The 22,115-nt window shown below is 71.9% G+C and carries 17 protein-coding genes; 7 read left to right on the top strand and 10 right to left on the bottom strand.

Features of this window, described 5'->3' with window-relative positions:
• Positions 1–22: 22 nt before the first annotated feature.
• Together ACIQPT_RS09495 and ACIQPT_RS09490 are read right to left on the bottom strand one after the other, a co-directional pair.
• Entirely contained in the window at positions 23–772 is a 750-nt protein-coding gene (locus tag ACIQPT_RS09495; RefSeq protein WP_401154369.1) for a DUF1838 family protein, read from the bottom strand.
• Between the two features lie 51 nt (positions 773–823).
• Positions 824–3,001, bottom strand: a complete 2,178-nt coding sequence (locus ACIQPT_RS09490; protein WP_401154367.1) for a SpoIIE family protein phosphatase — start codon at positions 2,999–3,001, stop codon at positions 824–826.
• A gap of 161 nt (positions 3,002–3,162) precedes the next feature.
• Here ACIQPT_RS09490 and ACIQPT_RS09485 point away from each other — a divergent pair, with 161 nt between their 5' ends.
• Entirely contained in the window at positions 3,163–3,450 is a 288-nt protein-coding gene (locus tag ACIQPT_RS09485) for a hypothetical protein (protein WP_401154365.1), read from the top strand.
• A gap of 88 nt (positions 3,451–3,538) precedes the next feature.
• Complete coding sequence (locus tag ACIQPT_RS09480) at positions 3,539–4,786, top strand: serine/threonine-protein kinase (protein ID WP_401154364.1); 1,248 nt, start codon at positions 3,539–3,541, stop codon at positions 4,784–4,786.
• An 18-nt stretch (positions 4,787–4,804) separates the two neighbouring features.
• Here the strand turns inward: ACIQPT_RS09480 and ACIQPT_RS09475 are convergent, their stop codons facing one another.
• The 5 genes from ACIQPT_RS09475 to ACIQPT_RS09455 form a co-directional block, all read right to left on the bottom strand.
• The gene (locus tag ACIQPT_RS09475; RefSeq protein ID WP_401154362.1) at positions 4,805–5,395 is read right to left on the bottom strand and encodes a TetR/AcrR family transcriptional regulator; all 591 of its coding nucleotides are present in this window, start codon (positions 5,393–5,395) and stop codon (positions 4,805–4,807) included.
• A 256-nt stretch (positions 5,396–5,651) separates the two neighbouring features.
• Positions 5,652–6,551 (bottom strand): ABC transporter permease, encoded by a 900-nt coding sequence (locus ACIQPT_RS09470; protein ID WP_401154360.1) that lies wholly within the window; start codon positions 6,549–6,551, stop codon positions 5,652–5,654.
• Positions 6,538–7,596 (bottom strand): ABC transporter ATP-binding protein, encoded by a 1,059-nt coding sequence (locus ACIQPT_RS09465; protein ID WP_401154358.1) that lies wholly within the window; start codon positions 7,594–7,596, stop codon positions 6,538–6,540. Before ACIQPT_RS09465 ends, ACIQPT_RS09470 begins: the two co-directional genes overlap by 14 nt.
• A 99-nt stretch (positions 7,597–7,695) precedes the next feature.
• Positions 7,696–8,949, bottom strand: a complete 1,254-nt coding sequence (locus ACIQPT_RS09460; RefSeq protein ID WP_401154356.1) for an outer membrane lipoprotein carrier protein LolA — start codon at positions 8,947–8,949, stop codon at positions 7,696–7,698.
• A gap of 167 nt (positions 8,950–9,116) precedes the next feature.
• Positions 9,117–10,127 carry a polyprenyl synthetase family protein gene (locus ACIQPT_RS09455; RefSeq protein ID WP_401154354.1) on the bottom strand — a complete coding sequence of 337 codons (1,011 nt, stop codon included), beginning with the start codon at positions 10,125–10,127 and terminating at the stop codon, positions 9,117–9,119.
• 156 nt (positions 10,128–10,283) lie between these two features.
• On the opposite strand from ACIQPT_RS09455, the gene ACIQPT_RS09450 reads away from it, so the two are divergent.
• From ACIQPT_RS09450 to ACIQPT_RS09430, 5 genes are all read left to right on the top strand, one after another.
• Positions 10,284–11,783: a peptide MFS transporter gene (locus ACIQPT_RS09450; protein ID WP_401154352.1), complete on the top strand. Its 1,500-nt coding sequence runs from the start codon at positions 10,284–10,286 to the stop codon at positions 11,781–11,783.
• A 42-nt stretch (positions 11,784–11,825) separates the two neighbouring features.
• Positions 11,826–13,820, top strand: coding sequence for a CocE/NonD family hydrolase (locus ACIQPT_RS09445; RefSeq protein ID WP_401154350.1), 1,995 nt, complete (start codon positions 11,826–11,828; stop codon positions 13,818–13,820).
• A 170-nt stretch (positions 13,821–13,990) separates the two neighbouring features.
• The gene (gene fahA / locus ACIQPT_RS09440; RefSeq protein ID WP_401154349.1) at positions 13,991–15,220 is read left to right on the top strand and encodes a fumarylacetoacetase; all 1,230 of its coding nucleotides are present in this window, start codon (positions 13,991–13,993) and stop codon (positions 15,218–15,220) included.
• Positions 15,217–15,900 carry a GPP34 family phosphoprotein gene (locus ACIQPT_RS09435; RefSeq protein WP_401154347.1) on the top strand — a complete coding sequence of 228 codons (684 nt, stop codon included), beginning with the start codon at positions 15,217–15,219 and terminating at the stop codon, positions 15,898–15,900. Before fahA ends, ACIQPT_RS09435 begins: the two co-directional genes overlap by 4 nt.
• Positions 15,901–16,013: 113 nt before the next feature.
• Positions 16,014–16,622, top strand: a complete 609-nt coding sequence (locus ACIQPT_RS09430; protein ID WP_401154346.1) for a Uma2 family endonuclease — start codon at positions 16,014–16,016, stop codon at positions 16,620–16,622.
• A gap of 39 nt (positions 16,623–16,661) precedes the next feature.
• On the opposite strand, the gene recQ is transcribed toward ACIQPT_RS09430, so the two are convergent.
• The 3 genes from recQ to ACIQPT_RS09415 all read right to left on the bottom strand — a co-directional run bounded on the left by recQ (position 16,662) and on the right by ACIQPT_RS09415 (position 22,112).
• Positions 16,662–18,713 carry a DNA helicase RecQ gene (gene recQ, locus ACIQPT_RS09425; RefSeq protein ID WP_401154345.1) on the bottom strand — a complete coding sequence of 684 codons (2,052 nt, stop codon included), beginning with the start codon at positions 18,711–18,713 and terminating at the stop codon, positions 16,662–16,664.
• Positions 18,714–18,879: 166 nt separating this feature from the next.
• A complete protein-coding gene (nuoN, locus tag ACIQPT_RS09420; protein ID WP_401154343.1) occupies positions 18,880–20,544 on the bottom strand; it encodes an NADH-quinone oxidoreductase subunit NuoN in 1,665 nt (554 codons plus the stop codon).
• Complete coding sequence (locus ACIQPT_RS09415) at positions 20,541–22,112, bottom strand: NADH-quinone oxidoreductase subunit M (RefSeq protein ID WP_401154342.1); 1,572 nt, start codon at positions 22,110–22,112, stop codon at positions 20,541–20,543. The genes nuoN and ACIQPT_RS09415 overlap by 4 nt, the downstream gene beginning before the upstream one ends.
• Positions 22,113–22,115: the final 3 nt, after the last annotated feature.

The following is a 22,115-nucleotide window of genomic DNA, read 5'->3' as shown; positions in this document are numbered from 1 at the left end:
GAACAGCGCCCAGGAACAGCCCTTACCCCTGAGGCGGGTTCAGCTTGCGGAAGTACGTCCAGCTGGTCTCGTTCGGCTCGCTCCACCGCTCCGGGGCGTGGGCGAACTCCGGGTGGTGGGCGGCGATATAGGCCCGGGTGCGCTCGGGAACCTCGGTGTACGCGCCGAGCTTGCGGCCCCGGCAGTGGAAGGTGAGGCCGCCGGGCCGCTGCCCCCGGGCCATCCAGGGCAGCCACGGCGACATCCGGCTCCACGACATGGTGGCCGGGACACCGGGCGCCGGGCCCGCCAGATCGGCGCGGTCCGCGAAGAACTGGAAGAGCTCCAGGGCCTTGTACGTGTCCCCCGCCGAGTGCACCGGGTACTCGGCCACCGGCAGCGGCGACGGATAGGCGAGCGGGATCTCCAGGCTGAAGCAGACCTGGTCCCCGAGGTCGGTCGTCGGGATCGGGAAGGGGCGCCACTTCTGGTTCGCCGGGTCGTTCCAGACGTGCACCACCGGCAGATCCTGCCAGGTCTCCAGGATCTCGCGGCTGACGGGATCCAGATAGAACGCGGCCTCACGGGTGAGCAGTTGGTACGCGTCCGGCCCGGCCTCCGCGTCCTCGACCAGGCGGGAGACATTGAGGCCCTCGAAGCCGAAGATCCGCTGGTAGGGCTCGTCGGGGGCCCAGGAGTACACGTCTCCGGACCACCAGTAGGTGACCTCCTCGCCGTCGAGGGAGGCGCGGGTGCGGGCGAAGGAGCGGAGCAGCTCCGCGGGTGTCGTCATACGGACCACTCTGCGCGATCAGCGCGGCCGACGTGCCCGTCCGGACGGGAATCAGCCACCCGGCAGGTCCTGTTCGGTCCACAGCACCTTGCCGTCCGGCCCGTGGCGGGCTCCCCAGTGGGAGGCGAGGCGGGAGACGATGAACAGGCCCCGGCCGCCCTCGTCGACGGTCCGGGCGTGCCGCAGGTGCGGGGAGGCCGTGGAACCGTCGTGGACCTCGCAGGTCAGCGTGGAGTCCAGCAGGAGACGCAGCCGCAGCGGCGGGGTGCCGTAGCGGACGGCGTTGGTGACGAGTTCGCTGACGATCAGCTCGGTCGCGTCGACGGTGTCCTCGTCCAGGCCCCAGCCCTGGAGCCGGTCGCGGACGAGCACCCGGGCGGTGGCGGGCGTCGTGCGGTCCTGGGCCAGGTCCCAGGTGGCGACCAGGTGTTCGGAGACCGTACCCGTACGGGCCAGGAGCAGGGCCGCACCGGCGGACCGGGTGTCGTCGGGGAGCGCGTACACGATGTCGTCGCCCAGTTGCTGGAGGCTCCGGCCCGGGCGGGCGAGGGTCTGTGTGATGCGTTCGGCCGCTCCGTCGCCGGAGAGCAGTTCGGCGGTGCAGAAGGCGAGGAGGCTGCCCTCCTTCAGGGTCACGGTGGCGGGGGCGAAGAGGGCGCTGTCGGTGGAGAAGAGTCCGGGCCCTTCCGGTACGTCCAGGGCGACCGCCCGTCCGTCGGGTCCGACGATCAGCGGCGCGGGGTGCCCGGCCCGCGCGACGGTGCAGGTGCGGGTGAACGGGTCGTAGACCCCGTACACGCAGCCCGCGCTCAGGGGTTCGCCGTGGAGGGAGTCGTCCGGGGGCAGGGCGGCGCGTTCGCCCGCGAGGCGGTCGGCGGTGTCCTTGAGCCGGGCGAGGACCTCCTCCGGCTCCAGGTCGAGTCCCGCCAGCGCCTGGATGACCGTACGCAACTGGCCCATGGCGATGGCCGACTGGAGGCCCTCGCCCGCGACGCCGCCCACCACCAGCGCGGTACGGGCGCCGGACAGGGCGATGGTGTCGAACCAGCAGCCGCTGTCCCGGCCGGGCAGCAGGACGTGCGCGGTGTCGACGGCCGCCTGCTGCCGCTCGGCCTGCGGGAGCAGCCGCCGCTGGACGGTCGAGGCGATGACGTGCTCGCGCTCGTAGCGGCGGGCGTTGTCGATGGCGAGCGCCGCGCGGGTGGCCGCCGAGGTGGCGAGGGTGATGTCGTCCTCGTCGAAGGGCTCGGCCGCCGCGCAGCGGTAGAGGCTGACCAGCCCGAGGACCGCGCCCCGCAGGGTGAGGGGCACGACGATCAGGGAGTGCGCGCCGCTCTCCGCGACGGCGTGCGCCCCGTCCGGGTCGGTGGCGAGCCACGGGGTGTCGGGGCCGAGCGTGACGAGCCGGGGCCTCAGGTCGGTGACGGCGAGCGCGTACGGCGTACGGGCGGGGAGGCGGCGGGTCGTGCCCGGCGAGCGCCCACGGGCTCCTCCCCCGGCCTCCGCCGCGCCCCGGACGGCCTCGCACCGGCCGCTCGCCGCACGGCGCAGCGGAGTCTCGGGCGGCAGCGGGCCCACCGGCAGTCCGGCGCCGCGCAGGACCTCGTCCACCACCTCGATGACGGCGAGGTCGGCGAAGCCTGGCACCAGGGCGTCGACGAAGGCCCGGCAGGTCGCGGCGACGTCGAGGGAGCCGCCGACCGCGTCGCGCACGGCGGCGAGCGTGGCCTCCCGGGCGCGGGCCCGCTCCCGCTCGGTGACGTCGACGATCGCGGACAGCAGGCCGAGGGCGGGGGCGGTGCCGGGGGCGGGGGCGTCGGTCCCGTTGCCGGAGCCGCTCGGGCCGTCGATGCGGTAGGCGGACACCAGGAACTGCCGGTCGCCGGGGATCGTGCGCAGCCGGCCCCGGACGAGGTGGTCGCGCACCGGGCCCTCGCCGGCCAGCACCCGCTTCATGAGCTGCTCGGAGCCGTCCGGGTCGTCGAGCCGGAAGACCTCGGTGAACCGGCGGCCGATGTACTCCCCGGTCTCCACGCCCTCGACGAGCGAGTTGGCGCGTACCAGCCGGAGCTGCGGGTCGAGGACGACCAGGCCGACGGCGGACTGGGCGAACAGCGTCGCCAGTACGGCCTCGTCCAGCAGGTCCGGCATGTCCGGCAGCCGGTCCGGCCCGCCCCGGGCCGTCCCGGCCGCCCTTCCGGGACCGACCGGGGTCTCGGCGTCCGACACGGCTCCACCCACCCTCCGGCTCCGGCGCACCGGAGCACCGGAGCCGGCACGCGCAGGACCAGCATCGCCCGGCTCACCGGGCCCGGCCACCGGTGGACAGCCACCGGTGGCCCTCCCAGGATGGAAGGCAGGGGCACCGTCATCCGGTCCCTGGAGGCACCATGCCCACGCTCCACATCGAACACCCGATCACGGACTTCGAGGTCTGGAAGGCCGCGTTCGACCGGTTCTCCGATTTCCGCCGGCAATCAGGGGTACGCCGGTATCGCGTCCAGCGCCCGGTCGACGATCCGCGGTACGTCGTCGTCGATCTCGATTTCGAGACCGTCACCGAGGCGGAGAAGTTCCTCGGATTCCTGCGGACCAAGGTCTGGTCGTCGAGCGAGAACGCCCCGGCTCTGGTCGGTACACCTCAGACCAAGATCCTTGAATCCGTGGAGGAGCGCTGAAGCGGCAAAGACTTCCGCCGGGGCCACCAAGAGCCGTCAGCGCCCTGCGTCATACTGAACCGCCGGAACACAGGGGGGCGTTCAGCACATGGAGTACGGGGCGGACGGCAGCCGGGGCCTGCCGGAACAGAGCGGCGCGGGCCTGCCGGAGCGTATCGGCGGATACGCCGTGGAGCGGGAGTTGGGCGCCGGCGGGATGGGCACCGTCTATCTCGCGCGTTCGCGCGGCGGGCGGGCGGTGGCGGTGAAGGTGGCCCGGCCGGAGCTCGCGGGCGACCCGCACTTCCGGGAGCGGTTCCGGGCCGAGGTCGCGGCCGCGCGCAGTGTCGGCGGCTTCCACACGGCTCCCGTGGTGGACGCGGACCCGGAGGCGGCAGCGCCCTGGCTGGCCACGGCGTACGTTCCCGGGCCCACACTCTCCGCCCTGCTGGAGGCCGAGGGGCCGATGGACGAGGTGCGGCTGCGGCAGCTCGGCGCGGCGCTGGCCGAGGCCCTGGCGGCGATCCACGGCTGCGGGCTGGTGCACCGCGACCTGAAGCCCGGCAACATCATCATGGCGCCGGACGGCCCGCGGGTGCTGGACTTCGGCATCGCGCGGGCCCTGGAGTCGACCCGGCTGACCGCCACCGGCATGGCGTTCGGGACGCCGGGGTTCCTGGCCCCCGAGCAGGCTCAGGGGGAGACCGTCAGCGGCGCCGCCGACGTGTTCGCGCTGGGCGCGGTGCTCGTCGCGGCGGCGGGCGGCAGCGCGTTCGGGGCGGGCACCCCGATGGGCATGATGTACCGGTCGGTGCACGAGGCGCCGGATCTGGCCGCCGTGCCGGAGGGCCTGCGGCCGGTCCTGGCCGCGTGCCTGGCCAAGGAACCGGAGCAACGGCCCACACCGGCGGGCCTGTTGGACCTGTTCGTACCGGACGCCCCGGCCCAGGCGCCCGCCGCGGCGTACACCCCCACCGTGGCGGTGCTCCCGCCGCCACCCTCGTACGCCCCGTCCCCTGCCTATCCGCAGCACCAGGCGCCGACCCAACTCGCCCCGGCGGGTGGCGCACCGGCCGACGCCGGCCTCGCCGACCTCACGTTCGTGGCGGTCTGCCCGGGAAGTTCCCTCCTGGTCGACGAGACGGGTGTCACGCTGGGCCCGGAGAACGCGGAGGCGCACTACGCCTGGGACGAGATCTACACCGTGACGTACGCGGTCGCCGGCCCCAAGCACCTTCAGGTCATCGTCTATCTGCACCACGGCACGGCCCACCCGTGCCTCCTCACCGCCCGCAAGCGAGCCCGCCTCCAGGAGTGGCTGCAGGACCTGCCGCTGGCCCTGGAGTGCTTCGGGTAGGCCGCGGAGCCGCCGAGGTCAGTACCCCGGTGCGCACAGCGCGCGCAGTACGTGGTCCACCAGGGTGGCGATCGTTTCCTCGTCCTGGACGGGCTTGCGCAGCACGTGGCGGTAGTAGACGGGGCCGTACAGCATCTCCACGGCCAGTGGGAGGTCCGCGCCGGGCGGGATCTGGCCCTGCTCCTGGGCGCCGCGCAGCCGGCCGATCGCCTCCTCTACGCGCGGGTCGACCAGCTGCTCCCGCAACTGCTGGGCCAGCAGGTCGTCGTGGTGCAGCTCGGAGAGGATGCCCGCGTAGGCCGGGCCGAACGGCGGGACCGAGAGCAGATTCACCGCGCCGGCGACATGGGCGCGGAGGTCGGCGCCGATGTCTCCGGTGTCCACGAACGGGGTGGCGTCGATCAGGGCGTCCGTGAACGCCTCCAGCAGCACCGCGCCCTTCGACGGCCACCAGCGGTAGATCGTCTTCTTGCTGACCCCGGCGCCGGCCGCGATGGCCTCTATCGTGACGTGCCCGTACCCCCGCTCCGTACACAGGTCGAGAGCGGACCGCAGGATCGCTCGGCGTGACCGTTCGCTGCGGCGCACACTGCTCGGCGATGTGATCATTCGGTGAGCATAGGGGGGTTCCAGCCAATCTCTTGTTGACATCTCGTCGCCAAAGACCGAACAATACCCAGGCGGAAACGGAACGTACCGTGTCGTGTCGTTCCCGTTGTCCGCACCGTTCGTGCCGTTCGTGCCGCGACGAGCCGATCGGGGGACGGCTCGCCCGGCCGACGGCGCGGACGACCTCCCGCCGATCCGAGTCGATCCGCGCAGATCCGATCCGGCCAGGCCGACCGCGTTTCCCCGCGTCGCCCTCTCAGGCTGTGATGTCCTTGGCCGTGAAGCGGGCCCAGGCCGCCGAGCCGAACACCGCGACGTACAGCCCCTGCAGCTGGAAGTTCTTGATCAGGTCGTCCCAGTGGACGGGTTCGCGCAGGACGTCCGCGAAGGACATCCAGTAGTGCGGGAACAGATACGGGTGCACGCCGCTCAGCTGCGGAATGCTGTCCAGGATCTGCACCGTGATCAGCAGCCCGACGGTGGCCGCCATCGCCCCGATCCCGCTGCCGGTCAGCGTCGAGACGAACAGCCCGAGCGCGGCGAACCCGGTCAGGGAGACGGCGACGACCAGCGCCGTGAGCGCCGCCCGCACCAGCCCCTCGCCGAAACCGATCCGGGTCCCGGAGATCGTGGTGACCTCCCCCACCGGGAACAGCAGCGCGCCCACCGCCAGCGCCGACGCCGCCACGACCAGGGTCGCGACCAGGCAGAAGGCGAGGACGGAGGCGTACTTCACGAGCAGCAGCCGGGTCCGGCCCGCCGGGGCGACCAGCAGATAGCGCAGGGTGCCGCTGCTCGCCTCGCCCGCGATCGCGTCGCCCGCCACCACCCCGACGGCCATCGGCAGGAAGACCGGCAGCGTCGCGGCGAGGGCGGCGAAGACGAGGAAGAGGCCGTTGTTGGTGACCTGGGCGAGGAACGCCGGACCCGCCCCGCCGTCCGGGCCGCCCGCCCCGCCACCGCCGCCGCCCGTCTCGATCCGGACCGCGATCCCGATGAGGACGGGTACGGCGGCGAGGACGCCGAGCAGGGCGAAGGTCCGGTGGCGACGGAGCAGCGTGGTGATCTCGGACCGGAGGATGCCCAGGGTCCACAGCGGGTTACGGGGGCGGAGCCCCGCGCTCCCCGGAGATGTGACCTTCTCAGCCTGCGACATCGAATCCCTCTCCCGTGAGTGCGACGAAGGCGTCCTCCAGCGAACCCCGCTCGACGCCGAAGAACCGCACCCGCACCCCGCCGGTCACCAGCGCCGCGTTGAGGTCGGCGAGGTCCACGGCGGCGGGCGGGGCGTCGGCGGTGAGCCGGTCGCCGTCGGCGCTCAGGCCGGTGAGCCCGTGTTCCCTCAGGATGCGGGCGGCGTCCCCGGGGTCGGGTGTGGTGACGGCGAGCCGGCCCCGGGCGCTGGCGGCGAGGTCGGCGACCGGGCCCTGGACGATCAGCCGGCCGCGGGCCATCACCGCCGCGTGCGTGCAGACCTGCTCGATCTCGTCCAGCAGGTGGGAGGAGAGGAACACCGTGGTGCCCTCGGCCGCCAGCTCCCGGACCAGGGAGCGGATCTCGCGCATGCCCTGCGGGTCGAGGCCGTTGGTCGGCTCGTCCAGGACCAGCAGCCGGCGCGGCCGGAGCAGGGCGGCGGCCAGGCCCAGGCGCTGTTTCATGCCGAGCGAGTACGCCTTGGCCTTCTTGCCGGAGGCGGCGGCGAGCCCGACCCGCGCCAGGGCCGTCTCGACGCGGGCCCGGCGGGTGCGCGGGTCTGCGGTGGGGTCGGCCCGGTCGTACCGCAGGAGGTTGTCCCGGCCGTTCAGGAACCCGTACAGCGCGGGCCCCTCGATCAGCGCGCCGACCTCCGGCAGCACCGTACGGGCGGCCGCCGGCATCGGGCGGCCGAGCACCTCGGCGGTGCCGGACGTCGGGTCGATGAGGCCCATCAGCATCCGGATCGTGGTGGTCTTCCCGGAGCCGTTGGGGCCGAGGAAGCCGAAGACGCTGCCGCCGGGCACGGTCAGGTCGAGGCCGTCCACGGCGAGCTGGCCGCCCCGGTAGCGCTTGGTCAGGCCACGGGTCCGGATGACCGGCCCCGTGGCCGCCACGCCGAACTCGCCCGCCTCGCCGAACTCGCCCACCTCGCCCGCCTCGTCCGCCGCATCCACCGCATCCGCCTCGCCCACCTCGTCCGCCGCGGCTGTGCCTGTCGTCGTCATCCCGGTCGCACCTCTCCGTCCGCGCGGCTGCCAGGTCCGTACAGCGTTGCCGCCCCGCCGCACAGTGTGCGACGGGGCGGGAGCGCCGAGGGCGTTTTCCTACTTGGCGGCGGCGTCGTCGGCGGCGAGCACCAGCGCGTCCTTCGTCACCGCTCCGACGTACACCGAGCCGTCGTCCGTCAGCAGGGCGTTGACCAGGCGGGTCTTGAAGACCGTGCCCGAGCCGAACTTCCCGGTGACCTTGTCGCCCAGCGCGTCGAGGAAGCCCTGCGCCTCGGCCGGGACATCGCCCGAGCCGGCCGCGGGCAGGCCCTTGCCGCCGGGGGTCTTGATCTCGGCGATCGAGGTCCAGCCCTTGCCGATGACGTTGAGGCCCTCGAAGCCGTCCAGCTCGGCCAGCTGCCCGGGGAGCGCCTTCTGCGCCGCACCATGCTCGTCCTTGCCGGTCTCCAGCTCGTCGGCCTCGGTCACCTTGGCGCCCTTGGGCGGCGTGAAGGCGAACGTGGACGCGGCGGGCTTGGAGAAGTCGACCTTGGTGAACCCGGCGTCGACCACGGCCTTGCCGCCGCTCGCCGCCGACAGGGTGAACTTCAGCGGTACGCCGTTCTCGGCGTCCACGGCGATACGGACCGAGCCGATCGTCGAACCGGACTGCTTCGGCTTGATCAGCAGCTGGTACGCGTCCCGCCCGGCGACCTGCGCCGTGCCGTCCACGGTGACCGAGGTGGTGTCCCCGGCCGCCGCGAGCGCCTGCTCGGCGAAGTCCTTCGGGGTCGCCGGAGCGCCCTTGGGCGCCTTCGGAGCCTTGTCCGCGCTGCCGCCGTCCCGGCCCTCGGGAGCCTCGGCGTGGTAGACCTCGTCGGACGTGCTGTCGTACGCCCAGACCTCGCCCTGGTTGTGGATGAGGCTGTACTCGGACGCGTCCCCGAGGATGGAGAGCTTCTGCCGCTCCGGGCCGTCGGCGGCCACCCGCAGCGTGTGCGTGCCGGACGTCAGCTCCATGAGCTTGTCCTGCGGGGCCGCCGCGCCGCCGTCCTTGTCCCCGCCCTTGCCCGCGCCGCCCGGTACGAGCGAACCCGCGAGGCCGTCGAGGGGCAGACCCAGGTCGGTGCTGATCTTGAACGTGCCGGCGAGCTGCTCCTCGTCGGAAGCGGCGATCTTCTCGATGAGCTCCTGTGCGCTGATCTTCGGCAGGTCCGGGTCGCCGGAGTTCGCGAGCGCCGGGACGAGCCCGATCGTCGCGGCCGCCACCCCCGCGACCGCGACGGGGACGATGTAGCGCGCCGCCTTCCGGCGGCCCACGACAGTGCCCGTGGCCTCGCCGGTGGTCTCTGCGCTGTCGTTCGGTGCCATGTGCCCTACCTCCGTGGTCGGCGCTTCCGTTGGTATCCATCTGACCAAATCGGACGGCTCGAAGCGTCAGCCCGGGGGATCAACTCCGCCTACTGCTCCGGTATGACAACCGGACGGGGCGCCCGGGCCATCCAGTAGGGGTAGCGTCAGCCCTCGCCGACGCAGGCTCAGCCCGCGCGGTGCACCACGGCGTCGCACAGCTCTTCCAGCGCGGACTTCGCGTACCCCTCGGGCAGCGGCGCGAGCGTGGCGCGCGCCTCCTGGGCGTACCGCACGGTGTCCTGGCGGGCCTGTTCCAGCGCCGGATGGGCGCGCAGCCGGCGCAGCACCTCGGCCAGGGCCTCGTCGCTGCTGAGGTCGCCGTCGAGCAGCTCGACGAGCTCCACGTCGTCGGGCTTGCCGTCCTCCGCCGCCTGGGCGCGCAGCCGCAGGACCGGGAGCGTCGGGATGCCCTCGCGCAGGTCGGTGCCGGGGGTCTTGCCGGACTCGTGGGAGTCGGAGGCGATGTCGAGGACGTCGTCGGCGAGCTGGAAGGCGATGCCGAGCCGCTCACCGTACTGGGTGAGGACGTCCACGGTCCGCTCGTCGGCCCCGGCCATCATCGCGCCGAACCGGCCGGAGACGGCGACCAGCGAGCCGGTCTTGCCGCTGAGCACGTCCAGGTAGTGGTCGACCGGGTCGCGGCCGTCGCGCGGGCCGGCGGTCTCCAGGATCTGGCCGGTGACGAGCCGTTCGAAGGCCTCCGCCTGGATGCGGACGGCCTCGGGACCGAGGTCGGCCAGGATGTGGGAGGCGCGGGCGAAGAGGAAGTCGCCGGTGAGGACGGCGACGGAGTTGCCCCAGCGGGTGTTGGCGCTGGGCACGCCGCGCCGCACGTCGGCCTCGTCCATGACGTCGTCGTGGTACAGCGTGGCCAGGTGGGTCAGCTCGACGACGACGGCCGAGGGGACGACGCCCGGCGCGTCGGGATCACCGAACTGTGACGCGAGCATGACCAGCAACGGGCGGAACCGCTTGCCCCCCGCGCGCACCAGGTGCTGGGCGGCGTCCGTGATGAAGGGCACGTCGCTCTTGGTGGCTTCGAGCAGCCCCGCTTCGACAGCGGCCAGGCCCGACTGGACATCGGCCTCAAGAGCCTGGTCCCGCACGTGCAGTCCGAACGGCCCGACGACGGTCACGAGGGCATCTCCTGTCTGCTGACGATCACACGCAATGTCGATGTGTCGCTGTCTTCACTCAACTCAGCGTATCCGGTCCCCTTTGGATCACCGTGGGCGGCTTCCCGCCGCCGCCGGTATGTTCGGGATCAGCTCATACGATCAGGAGTCTCCGTTTTGTCCCACAGCACCGCCGACACCGAGCCGGCCCAGCCCCCGCCCGAGGACGATCACGCCTTCTTCGGGCAGCCACGGGGCCTGATGACCCTGTCCGGCCTGGAGGTCTGGGAGCGGTTCTCGTTCCTGGGCATGCAGGCCATCCTGGTGCTGTTCTTCGCCGACACGGTGGCGAACGGCGGCATGGACATGGACCCCGGCACCGCCGCCTCCGTCTCCGCCGCCTACGGGACGCTGGTCTATCTGGTCTCCGTGGCGGGCGGCTGGCTGGCCGACCGGATCCTCGGCTCGTACCGGGCCGTGCTGTACGGCGGCATCCTCATCGCCTGCGGCCACTACTGCATGGCCGTTCCCACCGACGCCATGACCTGGGTGGGCCTCGGCCTGATCAGCGCCGGAACGGGCCTGCTCAAACCCAACGTCGCCTCCATGGTCGGCAAGCTCTACCGCACCGACGACGAGCGGCGCGACGCCGGCTTCGCCCTCTACTACATGGGCATCAACATCGGGGCCTTCGCCGGCCCGCTGATCACCGGCTGGCTCGGCGACCATCTGAGCTGGCACTGGGGCTTCTCGGCCGCGGCGATCGGCATGACCTTCGGTCTGATCCAGTACGTCGCGGGCCGCCGTCACCTGGCCGGGCGTAAGCACGCCGCCGAATTCGCGCTGGCCCCCGACGCGATGCGCCGCGCGGTCCGGCTGATCATCGGCGGGGCCGTGGTCGTCGCCGTCGTGGCCACCGCGCTGGCCCTCGCCGGCTGGCTGACGATGGACCGCTTCGTCGACGTGCTCACCGTCATCTCGGTGATCGCGCCGATCGTCTACTTCGTGGTGATGTTCCGCTCCCCCCGGGTCACCGCCGAGGAGCGCGGCCGGCTGCGCCCGTACGTCGTCCTGTTCCTCGGGTCCGTCGTCTTCAACTTCATCCTCTTCCAGGCGTACTCGACGATGATGCTGCTCGCATCGACGAATGCCCGGACCGAGATCTTCGGCTTCACCTTCCCGGCCAGCTGGTACGCCTCCGCGCTCGGCGCCTTCGAGGTCGCGCTCGCCCCGGTCGTCGCGGCGGTCTGGGCGAAGATGGGCCCGCGCCAGCCGCACGCCTCCAACAAGATCGCGTTCGGGGTGATCCTCGGCGGGCTCTCCTTCCTCCTGATGGTCCTGCCGACCTCCGGCCACGCGGACGACACGTACCGCATGGCGGCCTGGTGGATCGTCGGCTCGTACCTGCTGCTCGGGCTCGGCGACATCCTGCTGGAGACCTCCGGCATGTCCGCCACCACCAAGCTCGCCCCGAAGGCGTTCGCCAGCCAGACGATGGCCCTGTGGTTCCTCTCGCTCGCCCTGGCCAACGGCATCCAGGCCCAGATCGTGAAGCTGTACGGCGAGGTCTCCAACCCCGCGTACTTCGGCGTCAACGGGGCCATCGCCGTGGCGGCCGGTGTGGCGATGATCCTCGCCGCGCCCTGGCTGAAGCGCACGATGCACCCCGTCCACTGACCCGTACGCCTGAAAGCACCCCGTCCCCCACCGAGGTGACCCATGAACATCACGACCGAGTTCCCGTACGAGACCACCCGCGAGGACGTGTACATCCCGCTGTCCGACGGCACCCGGCTCTACGCCCGGATCTGGCGGCCGCTGACCGACGAACCGGTCCCCGCCCTGCTGGAGTACCTGCCCTACCGGCTCAGCGACTGGACCGCGCCCCGCGACTGGCAGCGCCACCCCTGGTACGCGGGCCACGGCTACGCCTCCGTACGGGTCGACGTCCGGGGCCACGGCAACAGCGAGGGGCTGCCGGGCGACGAGTACGACGCGCAGGAGCTGGAGGACGGGGTCGCCGTCATCCACTGGCTGGCCCAGCAGGAGTGGTGCTCCGGCCGGGTCGGGATGTTCGGCATCTCCTGGGGCGGCTTCAACTCGCTCCAGATCGCCGCGCTCGCCCCCGAGCCGCTGAAGGCGATCGTCACCGTCTGCTCGGCCGACGACCGCTACGACAACGACGTCCACTACATGGGCGGCTCGGTCCTCGCCGTGGACATGCACGCCTGGGCCGCCACCATGCTCGCCTTCGTCTGCCGCCCGCCCGACCCGGCGCAGGTCGGCGACGCGTGGAAGGAGATGTGGCTGAAGCGGCTGGAGACCGTCGACCCCTTCATCCACACCTGGCTGGCCCACCAGAGCCGCGACGCCTACTGGAAGCACGGCAGCGTCTGCGAGGACTACGGCGCGATCAAGGCGAACGTCCTCGCGGTCGGCGGCTGGCACGACCCGTACCGCGACACCGTCCTGCGGCTCGTGGAACATCTGGATCCGGACCGGGTGCGCGGGCTGATCGGGCCGTGGTCGCACCAGTATCCGGACCGGGGGCTGCCGCCGGGACCCGCGATCGGCTTCCTCCAGGAGACGCTGCGCTGGTGGGACCAGCACCTCAAGGGCAAGGAGACGGGCGTGATGCGGGAGCCGCTGCTGCGGTCCTGGATCAGCGGCTCGCACCCGCCCGCCACGGTGTACGAGACGCTGCCCGGCCGCTGGGTCGGGGACGCCTCCTGGCCGTCGGAGAACGTGAACCCGGTGGCGTACGCCCTCCAGGGCGGCGAGCGGATCGTCGCCTCGCCGCAGCAGACCGGCCTGGACGCGGGCCGCTTCTTCCCGTTCGGCAACGACGCGGACCTGCCGCCGGACCAGCGGGACGAGGACGCGAAGTCGGTGTCCTTCGAATTCCCGGTCGCGGACGCGCCGATCGAGATCCTCGGCCGGCCGCGGGTGAAGCTCCGCATCCGGATGGACGTGCCGCGCGGCCAGGCCATCGCCCGGCTCTGCGACGTGGCGCCGGACGGCTCCTCCACGCTCGTCACCCGGGGCGTCCTCAACCTCGCCGCCCGCCACGGCCGCGACCGCACCGACGGCTGGACCCCGGGCGAGACCGAGGACGTCGTCTTCGACCTCAACGGCATCGGCCACACCTTCCCGCCCGGCCACCGCATCCGGCTCGCCGTCTCCTCCTCGTACTGGCCCTGGATCTGGCCGCAGGCCGGCTCGGCGGGCTTCACCCTGGACGCCGACGGCAGCTTCGTCGAGCTGCCGGTGCGCCGCCACACCGAGGACCCGGCGATCACCTTCGGCGAACCGGAACAGTCCGAGCCGCTCGGCGTGGTCTACCCGGTCACCCTGGAGGAGCCGCGCCCCGAACGCCTCGTCGTCCGCGATGTCGCCAAGGGCGAGTGGCGCCTGGAGGTCGACCCCCGCTACGGCGGTACGCGCGTCTACCCCGACGGCCTCGAATTCACCGAGGACGCCCTGGAGACGTACACGATCCAGCAGGACGACCCGCTCTCCGCGCGGACCCGCTCCGACTGGCGGATCCGGCTGCACCGCCCGGAGACGGCCTGGGACGTGGAGATCGAGACCCGCTCCGAGATCACCGCCGACGACCAGGACTTCATCACGTCCAACGAGGTGATCTGCAAGGACGGCGAGGAGGTCGTCTTCCACCGCACCTGGGAGAAGCGCATCCCGCGCACGGCGGGCTGAGCGGCGCGCGTGTTTCCTGTCCGAGTCCCCCGGATTTCCGGGGGAACCGACAGTAACCGGTGAACTTTCCGGGCAATGCGCACAGTTGGGGATAGTCGGGGCACTGCCGCTGGGTAGGAGCCCCGACGTAACGTGTCCTCCACGCGACCTGGAAAGCGAGGCAGCACCACATGCCCGAGCAGAGCAGCCCGCTCGATCTGGCCGAGGGCGACCCCTTCGGCCCGCACAACCTTCCGTACGGTGTGTTCTCCACCCCCGACCACCCCGACGACCGCCGGGTCGGCGTCCGCATCGGCAACCACGTCCTGGACGCCGGGGCCGCCGCCCACGTGCTGGGCTCCCCGTACGCGGGGCTGCTGGCGCAGCCGAGCCTGACGCCGCTGCTCGCGGCGGGCCGCACCGCCTGGCGGGACGTGCGCCGCGCGCTCACCGCCTGGCTGACGGTCCCCGCCCACCGCGCGGACATCGAGCCGCTGCTGCACCCGGTGGACGCGGTGACCCTGCACCTGCCGTACGAGGTAGCGGACTACGTCGACTTCTACGCCAGCGAGCACCACGCCACCAACGTGGGCAAGATCTTCCGGCCGGACGGTGACGCGCTCACCCCCAACTGGAAGCATCTGCCGATCGGTTACCACGGCCGCTCCGGCACCGTCGTGGTCTCCGGCACGGACGTCGTCCGCCCCAGCGGCCAGCGCAAGGCGCCCACCGACCCGGCCCCCGTCTTCGGGCCCTCGGTGAAGCTGGACATCGAGGCCGAGGTCGGCTTCGTCGTCGGCGTCCCCTCCGCCCACGGCACCCCGGTCCCGCTGGCCGACTTCCGCGAGCACGTCTTCGGGCTCTCGCTCCTCAACGACTGGTCCGCGCGCGACCTCCAGGCCTGGGAGTACGTGCCGCTCGGCCCGTTCCTCGGCAAGTCCTTCGCCACCTCCGTCTCCGCCTGGGTCACCCCGCTGGAGGCCCTGGACGCGGCCCGCACCGCGCCGCCGGCCCGGGACTTCCCGCTCCTGCCCTACCTCGACGACGCGGAGGACGAGGAGCCGGGCGGCTTCGACATCCGGATCACGGTCGAGATCAACGGCCAGGTCGTCGCCGAGCCGCCGTTCGCCTCGATGTACTGGACGGCGGCCCAGCAGCTCGCCCACATGACGGTGAACGGCGCGTCGCTGCGCACCGGCGATCTGTACGGCTCCGGCACGGTCAGCGGCCCCGAGCCCGCCCAGCGCGGCTCGCTCCTGGAGCTCACCTGGAACGGCCGCGACGCGCTCGAACTCCCCGAGGGCAAGCGGACGTTCCTGGAGGACGGCGACACGGTCACACTGACCGCCTGGGCCCCGGGCCCGCACGGCACCCGTGTGGGCCTCGGCGACGTCACCGGAAGGATCGTCACCGCACCATGACGCACGACGCCCCCGCGCTGACGCTGCCCGAGGAACTGATCCTGCTCGCCCTGGACCCGGACCGGGGCAAGCCGACGTGCGGGGCCCGCGATCTGGCGTACGGGACCGCCGGGGCCGTCCTCGCGGAGCTGGAGCTCCAGGGGCGGATACGCGAGGAGCGCGGCCGGGTCCAGGTGGTGAACCCGCTGGACCCGGCCGACCCCCTCCTCGCCGCCCTGCTCCGGACCCTGGACCCGCCGGCCAAGGGCCGTCGCCGTTCCGGGATCCGCGCCCGGCGCTGGGTGGGCGACTACGACCGGTACGTACAGGAGAAGTACCTGGACTCCCTGGTCGAGCGCTCCGTCCTGTCCCGGGAGACCCGCCGCTTCCTCGGCGTGTTCCCGTACCACCGCCACTTCCCGGGCGTGCCGGACCTCTCGCGGGGCGTCCTCGACCGGTTCGCGGCGGCCGAGGCGGCGGGATACCCCGACCACCGCGACCGGGTGCTGGCCTCCCTGGTCTCGGCGATCGGCCTCGCCGGGGAACTGACCCGCCTCGGCCGCACGGGCCGGACGGTCATGAAGGTCATGCGCCGCTCCGAGTGGACCGCCGTGGCCGTCCGCTACAACGTGAAGCAGAACGAGTCCGGCAACGGCTGGAGCGGCGAAAGCGGGGGCGGCGGCGGGGACGGCGGGGACTAGGAGAGCGGGCCGGTCAGCGGTGCGCGAGGCGTTCACACGTTCGGGGGAGCCTCATTCCGTTCCCGGCGGATACGCTGGTCAGGCCCGCGAGACTCCTCTCCATGGGAGCAATGATGAGCATCGAACCCGAGGCCTCAGAGCCGCGGTGGGCGGTCCCGCCCGAGGGCGGCTGGACCGCCGATGACCTGGACACACTCCCGAATCTGCCTCCGCACACGGAGCTGATCGACGGGAGCCTCGTTTTCGTGAGTCCGCAGACCCTGTTCCATTCGCGAGCGGTCGACTTCTTCAACTGGCAACTGCAGTCCCTGGCACCGCCCGAGCTGGAGGTCGTGCGCGAGTTCACCATCGACATCGACCGCTACAACCGGCCCGAACCCGATGTGATCGTCATCGACGGTGACGTCATCCAGGACCCGAACCAGACCCGGTTTCCCGCCGAGTCGGTGCGCCTCGCCATCGAGGTCGTATCTCCGGAATCCCGGTCCCGCGACCGGGAGACCAAGCCCGTGAAATACGCCCGCGCGACGATCCCCCACTACTGGCGGGTGGAGAACCACGACGGGCGTGCCGTGGTGTACGTCTTCGAGCGGGAGCCGGCCACCGGGGCGTACACCTCGACGGGGATCTTCCACGACCGGATGAAGGTATCGGTGCCGTTCCCCGTGGATCTGGACCTGACGGCGATCATGGCCCGCCGCCGGGCGACGGGCACGGAGTAGCTCCCGCCGCCCTGCCACACCCACCGCCCGGTACGCGTCTCACTCGAACTCGGGCGGTTCCTCGTCCCAGCCGAACTCGGGGTCGCTGTGCTGCTGCGGGGCCGGGGCGACCGGGGCCTTGGCCGTCGTACGCGTCGGGGCCGGGGGCGTGGCCGCCGGGCGGGACGCGGGTGCGGGAGCCGGGGCTTCCGGGGGCGCGCCTCCCGGGGTCTGGGCCAGGACCTCCAGCACGCCCTCGCCGTACGTCGCGAGCTTCTTCTCGCCCAGGCCGCTCACCCCGCCCAGCTCCGCGAGCGAGGCCGGGTGCAGCGTCGCGATCTCCCGCAGCGTCGCATCGTGGAAGATCACGTACGCCGGGACGCCCTGCTCCTTCGCCGTCGCCCCGCGCCAGGCGCGCAGCGCCTCGAAGACCGGAACGGCGGACTCGGGAAGGTCCGCGACGGCCGCCTTGCCCTTGGCGCCCTTGGCTCCGCCGGCGGACGACGACGACCGGGACGTCGGCTTCTTGGGCTCCTTGCGGAGCAGCACGTCCCGCTCCCGGCCGAGCACCGTCGCGCTCTCCTCCGTGAGGACCAGCGTGCCGTACTCCCCCTCGACCGCCAGCAGGCCCTGCGCCAGCAACTGGCGGACCACACCGCGCCACTCCGCCTCGGCCAGCTCCTCGCCGATGCCGAAGACGGAGAGCTGGTCGTGGTCGAACTGGATGACCTTGGCGGTCTTGCGGCCGAGCAGGATGTCGATGATCTGGCCCGCGCCGAACTTCTGGTTCCGTTCGCGCTTCAGCCGCACCACCGTGGAGAGCAGCTTCTGGGAGACGACCGTGCCGTCCCAGGTCTCCGGCGGGGCCAGGCAGGTGTCGCAGTTGCCGCAGGCGGGGGCCGTGGGCTCCTGGCCGAAGTAGGTCAGCAGCTGGGCCCGGCGGCACTGGACCGTCTCGCACAGGGCCAGCATCGAGTCCAGATGGGAGGCGGCCCGGCGGCGGAACGCCTCGTCGCCCTCGCCGCCCTGGATCAGCTTGCGCTGCTGGACGACGTCCTGGAGTCCGTACGCCATCCAGGCCGTCGACGGCTCCCCGTCACGGCCCGCGCGGCCGGTCTCCTGGTAATAGCCCTCGACGGACTTGGGGAGGTCGATGTGGGCGACGAAGCGGACGTCCGGCTTGTCGATGCCCATGCCGAACGCGATCGTCGCGACGACGACGAGCCCCTCCTCGCGGAGGAACCGCGCCTGGTGGGTGGCGCGCGTCCCGGCGTCCAGGCCCGCGTGGTACGGAACGGCCTCGACGCCGTTGCGGCAGAGATACTCCGCGATCTTCTCGGTGGAGTTGCGCGAGAGGCAGTAGACGATGCCCGCGTCCCCGGCGTGCTCCTCCTTGAGGAAGGTCAGGAGCTGCTTCTTGGGCTCGGACTTCGGCACGATCCGGTACTGGATGTTCGGCCGGTCGAAGCTCGCGACGAAGTGCTTCGCGTCCGGCATGCCGAGGCGGCGGGTGATCTCCTCGTGCGTGGCGTGGGTCGCGGTCGCCGTCAGGGCGATGCGCGGCACGTCCGGCCAGCGCTCGCCGAGCACGGACAGGGCCAGATAGTCGGGGCGGAAGTCGTGGCCCCACTGGGCGACGCAGTGCGCCTCGTCGATCGCGAAGACGGAGATCTCGCCCCGGGCCAGGAGGGAGAGCGTGGAGTCCAGGCGCAGCCGCTCGGGCGCCAGGTAGAGCACGTCCAGCTCGCCCGCGAGGAACTGCGCCTCCATCGAGCGCCGCTCGTCGAAGTCCTGCGTGGAGTTCATGAAGCCGGCCCGGACGCCGAGCGCGCGCAGGGCGTCGACCTGGTCCTGCATGAGGGCGATCAGCGGCGAGACGACGACGCCGGTGCCCCGGCGGACCAGGGACGGGATCTGGTAGCAGAGGGACTTTCCGCCACCGGTGGGCATGAGCACGACCGCGTCGCCGCCCGCCACCACATGCTCGATGACCGCGCCCTGCTCGCCGCGGAACGACTCGTACCCGAAGACGCGGTGCAGCGTCCGCCGCGCCTCGCTCTCGCCGCCCGTGTCGGTGCCGGTGCCGGTCACCGTCCCGGTGGTCTCATCCATGGTCACGCCCAATGCTCTGTCCCCCGAGGGTCCGCACGCCCGGCCCTGTCCGTCCTGCTCTCGTCCCCGTCCACGATAGGCGGCTCCTACGACAACGCCGGACGGTCTGTGGATAACCGACCGTCCGGCGCTGCTGTCGCTCATACTGCGGGGGCTCCGCACGGGGCTACCGCACGAAGACTCCCGCCTGGCTCGCCAGGTCCAGGAAGTACTGCGGGGCCAGGCCCAGCACCAGGGTGACGGCGACGCCGACCGCGATCGTCGTCATGGTCAGCGGGGACGGGACGGCGACCGTGGGGCCGTCCGCCTTCGGCTCGCTGAAGAACATCAGGACGATCACGCGGATGTAGAAGAACGCCGCGACGGCCGAGGAGAGCACACCGACGACGACCAGTCCGCCCGCACCGCCCTCGGCGGCCGCCTTGAACACCGCGAACTTCCCCGAGAACCCGGAGGTCAGCGGGATACCGGCGAAGGCCAGCAGGAACACCGCGAAGACCGCAGCGACCAGCGGCGAGCGGCGGCCGAGTCCGGCCCACTTCGACAGGTGGGTGGCCTCGCCGCCCGCGTCCCGCACCAGCGTGACGACGGCGAACGCGCCGACCGTCACGAAGGAGTAGGCCAGCAGGTAGAAGAGGACCGAGGAGATGCCCTCCGGACTGGCCGCGATGACGCCCGCGAGGATGAAGCCCGCGTGCGCGATCGAGGAGTAGGCCAGCAGCCGCTTGATGTCGGTCTGGGTGATCGCGACGATCGCCCCGCCCAGCATCGTGATGATGGCCACCGACCACATGACCGGCCGCAGGTCCCAGGTGAGGCCCGGCAGCGCCACGTACAGCAGGCGCAGCATCGCGCCGAACGCGGCGACCTTCGTGGCGGCGGCCATGAAGCCGGTCACCGGGGTCGGGGCGCCCTGGTAGACGTCCGGGGTCCACATGTGGAACGGGATCGCGCCGACCTTGAAGAGCAGGCCGACCAGGATCATCGCACCGCCGATGAGGAGCAGCGCGTCGTTGCCCATGGTGTCGGCGAGGGCCGGGTCGATCTCCAGGACCGAGCCGTCGACGACGTTGGCGATGTCGGCGTACGCGAGGGAGCCCGCGTAGCCGTAGAGGAGGGCGATCCCGAAGAGGAAGAACGCCGAGGAGAACGCGCCGAGCAGGAAGTACTTCACGGCGGCTTCCTGCGACAGCAGCCGCTTGCGGCGGGCCACGGCGCACAGGAGGTAGAGCGGGAGGGAGAAGACCTCCAGCGCGATGAACAGGGTCAGCAGGTCGTTGGCGGCCGGGAAGACCAGCAGCCCCGCCACCGAGAAGAGGAGGAGCGGGAAGACCTCGGTGGTGGCGAAGCCGGCCCGGACGGCGGCCTTCTCGCCCTCACCGCCCGGTACGGCTCCGGCCTGGGCGGCGAAGGAGTCGACCCGGTTGCCGTGGGCGGTGGGGTCGAGCCGGCGCTCGGCGAAGGTGAACACGGCCACCATGGCGACCAGGAGAATGGTTCCCTGGAGGAACAGGGTGGGGCCGTCGATCGCGATGGCGCCCATGGCCGCGATCTGGGCCTTCGTGGTGCCGTAGCCACCGGCCGCGAGGCCGACGATCGCGGCGAACGCGGCGGCGACCGCCACCACGGTCAGGAAGAGCTGGGTGTGGTAGCGGGCCCGGCGCGGCACGAAGGCCTCCACCAGGATGCCCAGGACGGCGGCGCCCACGATGATCAGGACCGGCATCAGCTGGGTGTACTCGATCTTCGGCGCCGTGAACGAACCGCCCGGTGCCGCCGATGTCACCCCGCTCGCCGTCGTCCACAGACTGTGGACAGCTGTTGCGCTCACTTGGCGGCCTCCACCTCGGGCTGGGGGTCCTTCTTCTGTACGTCGGACATGGTGTGCTCCACCGCCGGGTTGACGACCTCGGTGAGCGGCTTCGGGAAGACGCCCAGGAAGATCAGCACGGCGATCAGCGGAAGCGCGACCGCCAGTTCCCGGGCCTTGAGGTCCGGCATGGACCGGACCGATTCCTTCACCGGGCCGGTCATCGTGCGCTGGTAGAGGACCAGGACGTAGAGCGCGGCGAGCACGATGCCGGAGGTGGCGATGATGCCGGCCACCGGATACGCGCTGAACGTGCCGACCAGGACCAGGAACTCACTGACGAACGGGGCGAGCCCCGGCAGCGACAGGGTCGCCAGACCGCCGATGAGGAAGGTGCCCGCCAGCACGGGGGCGACCTTCTGCACCCCGCCGTAGTCCGCGATGAGCCGCGAGCCGCGCCGGGTGATGAGGAATCCGGCGACCAGCAGCAGCGCGGCCGTCGAGATCCCGTGGTTGACCATGTAGAGCGTGGCGCCCGACTGGCCCTGGCTCGTCATCGCGAAGATGCCCAGGATGATGAAGCCGAAGTGCGAGATCGAGGCGTAGGCGATGAGCCGCTTGATGTCGCGCTGGCCGACCGCGAGGAGCGCCCCGTACACGATGGAGACCAGCGCCAGGGCGATCACCACCGGCGTCGCCCACTTGCTGGCCTCCGGGAAGAGCCCGAGGCAGAAGCGGAGCATCGCGAAGGTGCCGACCTTGTCGACGATCGCGGTGATCAGCACGGCGACCGGGGCGGTCGCCTCGCCCATCGCGTTGGGCAGCCAGGTGTGCAGCGGCCACAGCGGGGCCTTGATCGCGAAGGCGAGGAAGAACCCGAGGAACAGCCACCGCTCGGTGCTGGTCGCCATCTCCAGGGAGCCGTTGGCGCGGGCCTCGGCGATCTCGGAGAGCGAGAAGCTTCCCGCGACCACGTACAGCCCGATGACCGCGGCGAGCATGATCAGGCCGCCGGCCAGGTTGTAGAGGAGGAACTTGACCGCCGCGTACGACCGCTGGGTCGCGGCGTTCTCGTCGGTGCCCGCGTGGGCCCGGTCGCCGAAGCCGCCGATGAGGAAGTACATCGGGATGAGCATGGCTTCGAACAGGATGTAGAAGAGGAAGACGTCCGTGGCGACGAACGACAGGATCACCATGGCCTCGACCATGAGGATCAGGGCGAAGAAGCCCTGTGTCGGACGCCAGCGCGAGGACTTCGTCTCCAGGGGATCGGCGTCGTGCCAGCCGGCCGCGATGACGAACGGGATCAGCAGCGCGGTGAGGCCGAGGAGCGCCACCCCGATGCCGTCCACGCCCAGTTCGTAGCGGACGCCGAAGTCGGCGATCCAGGACCGGGACTCGGTGAGCTGGTAGCGGTCGCCGCCCGGCTCGAAGCGGAGGAAGACGACGGCCGCCAGGACGAGCGTGCCGAGCGAGAAGAGCAGCGCGAGCCATTTGGCCGCGGTGCGCCGCGCGGCGGGGACGGCGGCGGTGGCGATGGCGCCGATCGCCGGGAGCGCCGCCGTCGCGGTCAGGAGGGGAAAGGACATGTG

This window comes from Streptomyces sp. NPDC091289, from assembly GCF_044757365.1.
Classification (GTDB): Bacteria; Actinomycetota; Actinomycetes; order Streptomycetales; family Streptomycetaceae; genus Streptomyces.
This window is presented reverse-complemented; position numbering and strand designations above follow the sequence as displayed.

Coding starts and splice junctions, on each gene's coding strand:
- ACIQPT_RS09495 (WP_401154369.1), bottom strand. CDS start 772: ATGACGACACCCGCGGAGCTGCTCCGCTCCTTCGCCCGCACCCGCGCC.
- ACIQPT_RS09485 (WP_401154365.1), top strand. CDS start 3,163: ATGCCCACGCTCCACATCGAACACCCGATCACGGACTTCGAGGTCTGG.
- ACIQPT_RS09480 (WP_401154364.1), top strand. CDS start 3,539: ATGGAGTACGGGGCGGACGGCAGCCGGGGCCTGCCGGAACAGAGCGGC.
- ACIQPT_RS09475 (WP_401154362.1), bottom strand. CDS start 5,395: ATGATCACATCGCCGAGCAGTGTGCGCCGCAGCGAACGGTCACGCCGA.
- ACIQPT_RS09470 (WP_401154360.1), bottom strand. CDS start 6,551: ATGTCGCAGGCTGAGAAGGTCACATCTCCGGGGAGCGCGGGGCTCCGC.
- ACIQPT_RS09465 (WP_401154358.1), bottom strand. CDS start 7,596: ATGACGACGACAGGCACAGCCGCGGCGGACGAGGTGGGCGAGGCGGAT.
- ACIQPT_RS09460 (WP_401154356.1), bottom strand. CDS start 8,949: ATGGCACCGAACGACAGCGCAGAGACCACCGGCGAGGCCACGGGCACT.
- ACIQPT_RS09445 (WP_401154350.1), top strand. CDS start 11,826: ATGAACATCACGACCGAGTTCCCGTACGAGACCACCCGCGAGGACGTG.
- fahA (WP_401154349.1), top strand. CDS start 13,991: ATGCCCGAGCAGAGCAGCCCGCTCGATCTGGCCGAGGGCGACCCCTTC.
- ACIQPT_RS09435 (WP_401154347.1), top strand. CDS start 15,217: ATGACGCACGACGCCCCCGCGCTGACGCTGCCCGAGGAACTGATCCTG.
- ACIQPT_RS09430 (WP_401154346.1), top strand. CDS start 16,014: ATGAGCATCGAACCCGAGGCCTCAGAGCCGCGGTGGGCGGTCCCGCCC.
- recQ (WP_401154345.1), bottom strand. CDS start 18,713: ATGGATGAGACCACCGGGACGGTGACCGGCACCGGCACCGACACGGGC.
- ACIQPT_RS09415 (WP_401154342.1), bottom strand. CDS start 22,112: ATGTCCTTTCCCCTCCTGACCGCGACGGCGGCGCTCCCGGCGATCGGC.